This is a genomic window from Tabrizicola fusiformis, from assembly GCF_013328815.1.
GTDB lineage: Bacteria > Pseudomonadota > Alphaproteobacteria > Rhodobacterales > Rhodobacteraceae > Fuscibacter.
Map to the genome: position 1 here is coordinate 1 of NZ_JABUHN010000047.1, position 1,898 is coordinate 1,898.

Here is a 1,898-nt window from a genome sequence, read left to right on the forward strand (position 1 = left end):
ATGGGTCTGCTCATGCACGCCGGCTACCACGCTGGATTCACGAGATGAATCCCTCACGGGATTTGTGCAACAGAGCCCCACGAACCGATCACGTATCTTAACGCGGGCAGGAGCGATCATCCGTCCTCGCTCACGATCGGCAGATCCAGCGCGAGGTCTGCCGTTGGCTTCAGCAGTCCGGCATCTTCCAGCGCCTCGAGTTCCGGCAGATCCCGCAGGGTTTCGAGCCCGAACTGCACCAGAAACCCCGGCGTGGTGACATAGGTGTAGGGCGCACCCGGCTCGGGGCTGCGCGGACCTCGGGCGATCAGCGCCTGACGATGCAGGCGCGCAATAAGATCGCGGCTGACCTCACGCCCGGTCATGCGCGAGATCGCACTGCGGGTCACCGGCTGCATATAGGCGATGATGGTCAGGACGAGGGTTTCGCTCTGAGTCAGATCGCGGGTCGGATCACCCTCCTGGCGAGCAGTGCGGATCGCATCTGCGTGTTGCGGCCTCGTGCGGAACTGCCAGCCCCCCGCTGTGCGCGCGATCTCGTAAGGGCGCCCCGCCAGTTCTGCGGAAACATCCTCGATCACCAGGTCCAGCGCACAATCCCGTCCAACCACGCGCGCCAACACGTCGCGCCCGACCGGCTCAGATGAGGAGAAGAGAACCGCCTCGACGCGCGCCATCCATTCGCGCCAGCGCAACGCCTGCGGCAAGTCGACGAGCTCAGTGTCCAGTGGTTCAGATGATTTCTGGGCCATCGTCACAACCCGTAAAGCCGGAAGGTCGCCCGCCCTGTTAGCTCGCGCACTAGGCCAAGTGAGGTCAGCCGTTCGAACAACCGTCGCGCCGCCCGGTCACTGGCCTCGGCACCCGCCTGGGCCGCCAGCGCATCCTCGGTCAGGAGTGCGGTGATGATTGCGGTTGTATCCTTTCCCGGCCGCCGCAGATGTGCAGCGCGCAAGGCATCCGCCCGACGCGTCAGATCGGCGTGAAGATCAATAGCGGCAACCGCCCCACTGCCCCAGGCACTCGTGCAGGCCGCAACCCAGGCCTCACCCTCCAGCCGAAAGGCCGCCCGCGGCAGATGCGCCGCAAGCAGCGGCACCGGCCGGTCCCAGCCAAGCGCCCGGGCCAAAAGCGCATCCGTCAGCCAGAGCGCCAAGCCGCGCCAGGCAGGGCCGAGCGCGAGAACCTCGGGCCCAGCTTCAGCGGCAAAGCGCAGCGGCGGCCTGCGGCCAATGAGGCCTGCACCGAGGTCGCGCAAGATCTCGGCACCCGGCTCGGGTGGCAGATCGAAGAAGCCGGGCAGCCTGCCGGGCCAGTCTCCTGATCGCAGCGCCCGCGCCTCGCCCAAGGCACGCCAGCCGATCAGCATCCTCCCGGCCGGACCGGGATCGTCACCTAGCCTGCGCAGGGCGAAGGCATCTCGAAGCTGCGCTTCGCCTTCCCGGCGTCCTTCCATCTGGGAAACCGCCGCTGCGCTCGAGAGCGCCAACCGCTTACGCCACAGGAAGCCAACCGGGTCGTCAGACCGGGCGATTGAGTCCAGCACAGCAAGGGCTGCCCCGGCAGAAAACATCGCCGATTCAACATCATCATGTCTAACGGATTGCCTGACCCATCGCGGCGTGGCCGGAGGATTTAGGGGAGTCAGGGGGGATTTCACGGCAGGAGGCATGCGGGCACGCTAGCAAATATCGGCGCTTTACTCTACTTATATCGCACTTATCCGCCGCGCTTGTCATGACTAATTAATGTCCAATAAGATTGCATTATCGGACGTGCCGGGAGTATGCTCGACGGTATGACCGAAACGCCCGAGAAATCTGTCGGATGACCGGAATTCGTGAGATTCAAGCACTTCGTCGAAGAACATGCCGGGGTTCATGAGATTCTGGCGCGGT

At 64.6% G+C, this 1,898-nt stretch carries 2 protein-coding genes; both read right to left on the reverse strand.

The genetic code is table 11. From position 1 onward, the window contains the following. Positions 1-116 precede the first annotated feature (116 nt). Positions 117-752 (reverse strand): SMC-Scp complex subunit ScpB, encoded by a 636-nt coding sequence (gene scpB, locus HS053_RS22045; RefSeq protein ID WP_174213387.1) that lies wholly within the window; start codon positions 750-752, stop codon positions 117-119. Between the two features lie 2 nt (positions 753-754). After that, on the reverse strand, positions 755-1,672 hold the full coding sequence (locus tag HS053_RS22050; protein WP_347233371.1) for a DUF1403 family protein: 918 nt from the start codon (positions 1,670-1,672) through the stop codon (positions 755-757). Positions 1,673-1,898 lie beyond the last annotated feature (226 nt).